Annotated in this window: 7 protein-coding genes; all 7 read right to left on the bottom strand. The window is 53.2% G+C overall.

What is annotated here, in order from left to right; translation table 11 throughout:
* Window positions 1–125: 125 nt before the first annotated feature.
* The 7 genes from AC6CHM_RS24495 to AC6CHM_RS24465 all read right to left on the bottom strand — a co-directional run bounded on the left by AC6CHM_RS24495 (window position 126) and on the right by AC6CHM_RS24465 (window position 8,935).
* The gene (locus tag AC6CHM_RS24495) at window positions 126–1,781 is read right to left on the bottom strand and encodes an ABC transporter ATP-binding protein (RefSeq protein ID WP_498175845.1); all 1,656 of its coding nucleotides are present in this window, start codon (window positions 1,779–1,781) and stop codon (window positions 126–128) included.
* 2 nt (window positions 1,782–1,783) lie between these two features.
* Window positions 1,784–2,701: an ABC transporter permease gene (locus tag AC6CHM_RS24490; RefSeq protein WP_498175843.1), complete on the bottom strand. Its 918-nt coding sequence runs from the start codon at window positions 2,699–2,701 to the stop codon at window positions 1,784–1,786.
* Window position 2,702: 1 nt separating this feature from the next.
* Complete coding sequence (locus AC6CHM_RS24485; protein ID WP_498175841.1) at window positions 2,703–3,659, bottom strand: ABC transporter permease; 957 nt, start codon at window positions 3,657–3,659, stop codon at window positions 2,703–2,705.
* Between the two features lie 860 nt (window positions 3,660–4,519).
* Window positions 4,520–4,723, bottom strand: coding sequence for a hypothetical protein (locus AC6CHM_RS24480; protein ID WP_498175839.1), 204 nt, complete (start codon window positions 4,721–4,723; stop codon window positions 4,520–4,522).
* 98 nt (window positions 4,724–4,821) lie between these two features.
* A complete protein-coding gene (locus AC6CHM_RS24475) occupies window positions 4,822–6,213 on the bottom strand; it encodes an aminotransferase (RefSeq protein WP_498175837.1) in 1,392 nt (463 codons plus the stop codon).
* An 89-nt stretch (window positions 6,214–6,302) separates the two neighbouring features.
* Window positions 6,303–7,724: an aldehyde dehydrogenase family protein gene (locus AC6CHM_RS24470; protein WP_498175835.1), complete on the bottom strand. Its 1,422-nt coding sequence runs from the start codon at window positions 7,722–7,724 to the stop codon at window positions 6,303–6,305.
* Between the two features lie 107 nt (window positions 7,725–7,831).
* A complete protein-coding gene (locus AC6CHM_RS24465; RefSeq protein WP_498175833.1) occupies window positions 7,832–8,935 on the bottom strand; it encodes an ABC transporter substrate-binding protein in 1,104 nt (367 codons plus the stop codon).
* Window positions 8,936–8,971: the final 36 nt, after the last annotated feature.

Raw genomic sequence — 8,971 nt, 5'->3', positions numbered from 1 at the left:
ACTATTGAGCAAGTTGGTAATCCTTTTTCGTCGGAGAGCCGCTAAAGCGTCCCTGGATATCAAGTTAAGCAGAGCACTATTTCCCAATGTCTGGTCGGGCAGACCGTGCGTCCATCTAAAGGCGACTAATTAGAAACGATCGCGGCCTCACAATCAGGCCGTCTGAGGTCCAGGAGATTTGTGAGCCAATGCTGATCCATCTTCGGAACAGCGGACAGCAGCATGTGAGTGTAAGGGTGATGAGGGTCCAAAAACAGTTCGTCTGTCGGACGATTTTCCACCACTTGCCCCTGCTTCATAACCACCACTTGGTCAGCGATCGCCTCAACGGTGGCAAGATCGTGCGTAATAAAGAGATAGGCAACACCGGTCGAGCCTTGTAGTTTCACCAACAACTCCAGGATGCTCTGCGCAACGACTTGATCCAAGGCCGAGGTAACCTCATCGCAGATAATTAGTTTTGGATTGGCCGCTAGCGCACGCGCGATGCCTACACGCTGTTTCTGCCCGCCAGAAAGCTGGCTAGGCAGGCGCGAGGCAAAAGTGTCCGACTTAAGTCCTACCTGCGTAAGGATTTCGTTGACTCTGGCAGTGAGTTCGGTGCCCTTAAGTCCAAGGTAAAATCTTGCAGGTCGCGCAACTATGTCAAACACTGTCTGTCGAGGGTTCAAAGCGGTGTCTGAGGCTTGATAAATCATCTGCACATGACGAAGTAACTGAACAGAGCGTTTTCTGAAACTGTCGGGTACCGTTTCTCCTTCAAACAGAACGCGACCCGATCGTGGGGTGATGAGGCCCGTGATACATCTTGCAAGCGTGCTCTTTCCCGATCCCGATTCACCGACGACTGCCACCGTTTGACCTGATCTGATCTCGCAGGAGATGCTGTCCAACGCCGTGAAAGAACCAAATCCCGCGGTTAAATCAGCGACCTCCAACACAGGCACGTCAAGGACTTTCGGGGAGGTCTTCCGAGGCGCGCGAAAGCTTCTGACCGCCCATAAGGACTTCGTATAGTCGGCTGTTGGATTTGCGAGAATTTGTGCCGTCCCAGCTTCTTCCACCATTTTTCCGTCTTTGAGGACAACAATGTGGTCCGCCATTTGGGCGACGACTGGCAAGTCATGAGTAATGTAAATCGCTGCCGTCATCTTCTCTCTAACCACTTTCCGAATAGCAGCTAAGACCTCGACTTGGGTCGTAACATCGAGGGCTGTAGTCGGTTCGTCAAATATAATAAGCTGCGGGTCAGATGCTAACGCCATCGCGGTCATTGCACGCTGCAACTGGCCACCAGAGGCCTGGTGTGGGTAGCGCAACCCGAAACTTGTCGGGGATGGAAGACGCATTCGCTCAAACAGATCAAGCACAATGGTTTCAGCCTGATCTCTCGACAACAGATTTCGATCGAGAGGAACCTCCACGCACTGACTCATCAGTTGATGAGCAGGATTGAACGCTGCAGCAGCAGATTGCGCGACGTAGGCAATCTGGTCGGTTCGCAGGTTACGGCAGGCTAGTTCCCCAATTTTGGCAAGATCGAAGCCATTGAACATTATTGAGCCGGAAGAAATTCTACATCCAGGACGCAGATACCCCATTGCAGCGAGGCCGATTGTCGATTTTCCAGCGCCCGACTCCCCGACGAGGCCCAACACCTTACCTGGCTCCAACGTGAACGACGCATTCTCAACGATTGTAGTCCATACGTCGGCCGCTCGCGCCTCGATCACGACGTTCCGGAACTCGATAACCGAAGGCTGTGGAAAAGAGGTTGCCATGTCTAGCGATCCTTTGATTTAGAAATTTCCAGTACCCAATCGGCAACGAAATTCACTGACACTGTGAGTAGCGCAATCGCCAATGCGGGCAACAGCGGCAATGGATTGCCGAAATTGATGAGCGTGGCATTCTCTTTGACCATCGACCCCCAGTCTGCTGTAGGTGGCTGGAGCCCGAATCCGAGGAACGAAAGTGCGGCGATCGACAGAAACACGTAGCAAAAACGCAAGCCTGCTTCTGCGGCCAGGGGTGTGGTCACATTCGGCAAAACTTCCTTGAAGGCAATCCACGCAATCGATTCACCTCTCACCTGTGCCGCCTCAACAAAGTCAAGACTGGCTACACCCATACCGACGGCGCGTGAAAGCCGAAAGAATCTGGTAGAATCGATAACGGCAACGACGATGATCATGTTGAAGGTGGAGGCTCCTACGATGCTCAGCAGAAGCAGTATGAAAATTAACTTGGGGATCGCCATTCCGATATCTACGACGCGAGACAGCAAGAGGTCGTAGAGTCCACCCTTGATTGCCGCGCTCAATCCTAAAGATGTACCCAAGAGGAAGGAGATCAACGTAACGACTACAGCGATCCCAATAGTATTTCGGGCCGCGTACAACATACGAGATAGTACATCACGCCCAAGGCTATCAGTGCCAAGCCAATGTTCGGAGCTCCAGGGCATGTATGAATCACCCACAACCCCTGACTCACTGTATGGCGCGAGAACAGGGGCAAATAGGGCAAGAACTAAAAAGAACACAACTATAACGATGCCAAACATTGTGGTCGATGGCGCTTCCAAAACTACTCTCCCGGCTCCCGCTGGTAGAGCGAAAACCAAGACCTGTCGTAACAAGATGCCGATCAGGGTGGCGGTCGCTAGGAAGGCAATAAGGGCAAGCAGGAATTCGTTCATATTATCGCGCCTTGTGCATGATCCGAGGATTGAAAACGATCGTCAGCACATCTGCGATGATGTACAAAACTATATAGGTCACCGCGAAGATGAGGCAGCATGCTTGAACGACCGGGATGTCGCGCTGCGACACGGCATCTACCAGCAATTGTCCCAAGCCCGGGAAAGCAAATACAACTTCGACTACAATCACACCTGTCACCAGGTAAGCGATATTAACAATTACAACGTTGATAATCGGAGCTAAAGCATTGGGAAGGACGTGTCGCAGAATTATCTTACTGTCCGACACGCCTTTGAGTTTCGCCATTTCTACATATGGGGACGACATCAATCCTATTAAGGAAGCTCGGGTCAAGCGCATGATCTGACCGATGGTGACAATTGCAAGCACCAAGGCGGGAACGAACATGCTGTTCAATCGGTCAAATCCACTGGCAGATGGGCTTATGGTGGAAACAGCGGGAAAAAAGCCAAGATTCACGGCGAGGATGGCAATAAGAATATATGCCACGAAGAATTCGGGCGAAGCCGTGAATGTTAGTGAGACCGCGTTTGCCGCTTTGTCAAACCAGCTGTCGCGATAGACTGCCGCGCAAATTCCCAACACAAGCGCTACGGGCACGGCAATAACTGCGCCAAAAGCAGCAAGGGACATAGTGTTTATCAAGCGCTGCCCAACGAGTTCCGAGACTTGGCGTCGGCTTAGAAGTGAGATGCCCAGATCACCTCTGAAGACGTCGATGATCCATCCAAAGTAGCGGGTTATCGGTGACCCATCCAAATGCAGCTCTCTGCGCAAGGCTGCGACAGCTTCGGGATTTGCATTCTGACCCAGCGCTTGTGTCGCTATATCACCAGGAAGTAGCTGAATGGCGAGAAAGACGATGACCGACACACAAAACAGCGTAAGCACGCCAAGTATCAGTCGTTGAGTGACGAGCACCTTGAAATTCATTGCGTTCATTCCTGACTTGATTAACCCCGTCCAGATTGGTCAAGGTGGAGCACTAAGCTATCCACAACTGAACGAAGCGCCGCCGTGCACCTCCGCCAAGCCTTAAGCTGCTGCTCGTTAGAAGAATTTCTCCGTACCGAGGCGTACCATGACGCTTAAAAAGCTAATGGTATTTTAATTTTGTCGGTATCTTAAACGTGTTCATTATTCTGTCAAGCGAGTTCGGCAGTCCGAAGTGCGTTCTCCGCCTCTTGCGGCCCCTCCGGTTTTTCTGCCCTCTCGGCAACGATGAACTCGGTTCCAACCAAACGTCGTGGTCAAGAACTGCAGGAAGGGCGCTCTGCAGCAAAAAGTATCAAAAGCGTAGGTATCAACCGCAATGGGGTCAAGGTGCCCGCAGATGGATTTTGGACGTACACATGAAAGAAAGCGCCGTTTAGCAGCAGCGTTTGGTACAGTAGGACGACTGAAGACCAAATCCTCGGGCAGGCTTTTTCCGATGGTTCTGCGAACAACGATATGTCCTGGAAAACAAGCGTTCACAGGCTTTACCAGGAAGCGGGGGATGGAAGCTGTAAGCGCCGAGCAATATCCTCCGGCGCGGCGAACTGATCTGGTGATGGGAAGGCCCCTGTCATGATGAACCCTGTGTTGCGGCAGGTGCTGCCGTCACACGGAACTTCGAACCTGCGAAAACTGAGAAAAGAGCTGAGCCAACGATTTGCATGGTAAAAGACATCGCCTCATACATTTGTCAGTTAGGTAGGAGGCGATGTCGGCTAATGCTTCTTATTCGGACCCGAACCTTTTTGCAGCGCGGGCCCCTAACCCGGCCCGGCTTACGTATTGGATCCAATCGCCTATGGCAGACTATGATAGGCTGGTGATTGCCTCTCGCGCATCTTGTATGTGACTGCCGCGCGCTGGCTTGGCGTCAAGTTGATATCACGCAGCATATAAGCGCTCAGATCCGAGGGATCATCTACCGGTATTGAGGTCCGCTTGGCGAAACTCGCCCAGGTAACCGCAAGAAGATTCAACCCGAAAAATCGCAAATCGGTCATGACACTCTCCATCGAGCAATCAATTGTGCCGTTGTGCGACCGGGAGCAATTTGAAAGGGGACATGCCAGCGAACCGCATGTCCCCCTCCGCGCATGGCTTAAAGTGCACCTTCCTTGTCAAGACGCTCCGCAACCGCAAGTATCGCCGCACGTAGCGTATCGACGATGAAGTCAACCTCCTCCCGCGTGATATTCAATGCCGGCGACAGCACATTGAGGTGTCCGATCGGACGAACAATCAGGCCACGACTCTCGCATTCGTTCGAGATGCGCTTGCCAATATTGAGGTCGTCGCAGAATGTCGCGCGCGTATCCTTGTTTGCTACGTTCTCGATGCACATCATCATTTTGCGGCCGCGGACTTGTCCTACGGTCGGAAGATCCGCGAGTTCGTGCATGCGCGTTTCGAAATAGACGCCGACATCTTTCACATGGCTCAGAAGATCCTCCCGCTCGATGATCTCGATGTTCTTCAATGCCGCGGCGCATGCGACCGGATGACCGCTATAGGTGTAGCCGTTTGCAAAATATTTGTCGTGCCCCTTCTCCTCGAGCACGGCGAAGATACGGTCGGAGAAGATCATGGCGCCCAAAGGTAAATAGGCTGAGGTCAGCCCCTTCGCGCAGCAGATGATGTCCGGGACGATGCCGAATTCATCATAGGATGCGAACCAGTGCCCGATACGGCCGAACGCAGTCACAACTTCGTCGGCGATATAGAGGATATCGTATTTCTTGCAAACTTCATAAAGTGCTTTGTGGTACCCCTTTGGCGGAACAACGACACCGCCTGAACCGGTGATGGGTTCCGCGTAAAAGGCTGCAATATTGTCAGCCCCGGCCTCATGAATTTTAGCTTCGAGCTCTGCAACGAGGAATTTCAGATATTCTTCCTCGCTGCCCTGGAAATCGGCCCGATATGCATTTGCCTCTGAAATATAATGAACCAGCCCTTCAGCATAGACAAATTCGCGCATTTTATCGAGTTGTTTGCCGCCCAGCGAAGCGGTCAGGAAGGTCGAACCATGATAGGAGCCGACCTTGGTGATGAACTGCCGTTTTGAAAAACGACCTTGGCAAGCGTGGTAAAACTGGGCCATGCGGGCCGCCGAATCGTTGGCTGTAGATCCACCGGTCGTGAACTGAACACGGTTCAAGTCGCCCGGAGCCAGCTCCGCAAGCTTGGCTGCAAGGCGCGTAGCCGGCTCGTTGGTCATGTCGGTAAAGCAACTCGAATAGTTGAGCGCCAGCGCCTGGTCGTAGATTGCACGAGCCATTTCCTCCCGGCCCAAACCAATATTGGTACACCAGGCACCACCAACAGCGTCCAGATACTTCCGACCCTTGTTGTCGTAGATATGACGGCCAGAGCCCCGATTGATGACCAGGACGTCCTCCTCCTTTTGGCCTCCCAGATGCTGCCATGGATGCAGCTGGTGCGCTACGTCGATCGCCGCTAGGTTGATGTTGTCAATTTTTGGCACGGTCATGTTTAACCTCTTGATGTAAAGCTGATATATATTCAGCAAGTGTTTTTCGATTGTTTCGTATTGCGCGGCGCGCTGGCGGTTCGGCTGCGCTAGGAACCTACCAAGGCTTTGATTTCGAGATAGTCCTCAAGTCCATAAGCACCGCCCTCCCGGCCGTTGCCCGACCTTTTGTAGCCTCCGAACGGAGCCTCTATGTCCCAGTCGGGATAATTGAAGTAGACCGTCCCGGCACGTAGGCCAGCCGCAAACTTGTGCCCCCGACCGATGTCGGAGCATTGCAAGTGTGCCGCAAGGCCATAGGGTGTGTCGTTGGCGATACGCAGGGCTTCCTCTTCGTCCCTATAGGCGATGATCGACAGGACGGGCCCAAAAATTTCCTCCTGCGCAATCGTCATGTCGCTGGTTACGCAACCAAACACTGTCGGCTTGACATAATAACCCTCGGTCAGCCCCTCCGGCCGCCCAGTTCCGCCAGCAACTAGCGTTGCGCCTTCGTCCATTCCGCGCTGGATCAATCCCTGGATCTTGTCGAATTGAGCCCTGCATACAACGGGACCAAGAATGGTGTTCGGGTTGCGAGGATCGCCCACCACCTGGGCCTCAGCCGCAGCACGTGCAATAGCAAATGCCTCGTCCTGGCGCTCAAACGGGACGAGCATGCGGGTTGGTGCATCGCAAGACTGTCCGGAATTTCCAAAGCATGCTTCAACACCGTTGCGCACAGCGCTTTCAAAGTCTGCATCGCGAAGAATGATGTTGGGGGATTTGCCGCCTAACTCTTGGGTAACGCGTTTGACGGTGGGCGCCGCCGCGACGGCAACCTGAATTCCGGCGCGGGTTGATCCCGTGAAGGAAACCATATCCACGTCCGGGTGTGCTGCCAAGACTTGTCCAACATCGGGTCCCGTGCCGTTAATGAGGTTAAACACTCCGTTTGGCAACCCGGCCTTGTCAACGACTTCGGCAAATATGATTGCGCTGATCGGCGATAACTCGCTTGGTTTCAGCACAACGGTGCAACCGACCGCCAATGCCGGTGCGACCTTGCAGACGATTTGGTTGAGCGGCCAATTCCAAGGCGTAATGAGGCCACAGACCCCGATCGGTTCCTTCACGACGCGGGTAGTCGAGAGCTTGCGCTCGAAATCATATTGACGAAGAGCCTCAATAGTGCCCTCTATGTGCTTTTGCCCAACCAATGCTTGCGCGTCGCGAGCAGCTGTCAGCGGCGATCCCATCTCCGTGGAAACAGCTTGCGCAATGTCTTCGTAGCGCTCATTGTAAGCGTCAAGCAACCGTTGGAGTATAACAAGCCGCTCTTGAACACTGGTCCGAGAAAAGGCCGGAAAGGCACTCTTTGCTGCGGCCACCGCACGATCGACGTCGGGCCCAGAGCCCGCTGAAATTTGCGCAAAAATTCTTTCATTTGACGGATCGGTGACGTCAAGCGTGCGGGGCTTGACAGGAGGAAGCCAGCGACCGTCGATATAAAAATTCAGATAGTTCTGCATTTCTCACCTATGTGGATTGACGAAATCGACAGCAAAGTTGCTTTCGTGGCTGCCGCAGATTGATGACCCGCAGTACCGATGGAAGTCACGTTTTATTGAAACTGGCGCTAGAAGCCGTTTTTGATGTTGTTCCATTCGGTATTCACGCGCGCCGCGTAGTCTTGCGGCATGGGAGCAATGAGATTGCCCTTCTTAAGCACATCTTCAGGCTCGCGCGTCAGTCCAATGGCCGAAAGTTGCTCATCACTTACACCGTTGAATGACAGCCGATTGGAGTGACCGTAACCCATGTCAAGCAGCAACTTCTCTCCGACATCCGGTTCCAAGAGACCGTCGATGATGTCATAGGCCTTGTCGAGTTGCTGTGATCGAGCCGCGAGTACCATTCCGCAATACCAGACAAGCGCTCCTTCCTTTGGGGAGGAAACATACCTGACGGGAATTCCCTGCGACGCAACCTGCGAGGAGACGTCGGCCCAGCTTAATGTGATCACAACCTCACCAGATGCCATCAACTGCGCCATGTCGACGGGACTTGCAGAAATCACACGGACGTTCTCGCGCAGCTTGCGGAGCGAACCTGCGACAGCCTTGAAACCATCATCGGAAAAATCGTCTAGCTTGACCCCCGCCTGAAGCATGCCGGCCGGCCAGACATCCGAGATATTGTCGAGCAGCGCGACTTTCCCCTTATACTTGTCCTCCCACAACATTGCGTAGCTTTCGCTGCCTTCGGCTATCTCCACCAAATCCGTTCGAAACGACACCGACGTGGTGCCCCAGTCAAAGGGAATCATGAATTTTCCGCCCTCGCCCGCGTCGATATCTTGGAGTGTCCCGATCACGTTCGGCCAGTTCTTGAGCCTGCCTACATCAATTGGCTGCAGAACACCTGCAGCGCGCCAGCGTGGAACCGAGGAACTGCAGCACTCAGACACATCGCAGATGAACCCTGCCAGCAGTTTCTGGAGGGTTTCCTCATCATCTGCAACGGGAACCAAAACGGGCAAAGAACCATGCTTTTTCTTGTAATGACCGTGCAGTTCAGGAGAACTAAAGTTGCCGTAGCCAAGATAGATGGCTTGATCATCAGCCCGGACCGAGCCAATTCGGGCCATCGGAAAAGCAAACGCTATTCCGGCTGTGGCGGCAGCCTTCATGAGATTGCGCCGATTTAGATCTGACTTTTTGATATGCGGACCAATAATCATCTTCAGTCTCCCGTTGATTTAGCCAATTGCGCCCTT

This window comes from Phyllobacterium sp. GQ127, assembly GCF_059758635.1.
The sequence above is the reverse complement of the archived record's forward strand: the minus strand, read 5'-3'. Positions and strand labels throughout refer to the sequence as shown.

Coding starts and splice junctions, on each gene's coding strand:
- AC6CHM_RS24495 (WP_498175845.1), bottom strand. CDS start 1,781: ATGGCAACCTCTTTTCCACAGCCTTCGGTTATCGAGTTCCGGAACGTC.
- AC6CHM_RS24490 (WP_498175843.1), bottom strand. CDS start 2,701: ATGAACGAATTCCTGCTTGCCCTTATTGCCTTCCTAGCGACCGCCACC.
- AC6CHM_RS24485 (WP_498175841.1), bottom strand. CDS start 3,659: ATGAATTTCAAGGTGCTCGTCACTCAACGACTGATACTTGGCGTGCTT.
- AC6CHM_RS24480 (WP_498175839.1), bottom strand. CDS start 4,723: ATGACCGATTTGCGATTTTTCGGGTTGAATCTTCTTGCGGTTACCTGG.
- AC6CHM_RS24475 (WP_498175837.1), bottom strand. CDS start 6,213: ATGACCGTGCCAAAAATTGACAACATCAACCTAGCGGCGATCGACGTA.
- AC6CHM_RS24470 (WP_498175835.1), bottom strand. CDS start 7,724: ATGCAGAACTATCTGAATTTTTATATCGACGGTCGCTGGCTTCCTCCT.
- AC6CHM_RS24465 (WP_498175833.1), bottom strand. CDS start 8,935: ATGATTATTGGTCCGCATATCAAAAAGTCAGATCTAAATCGGCGCAAT.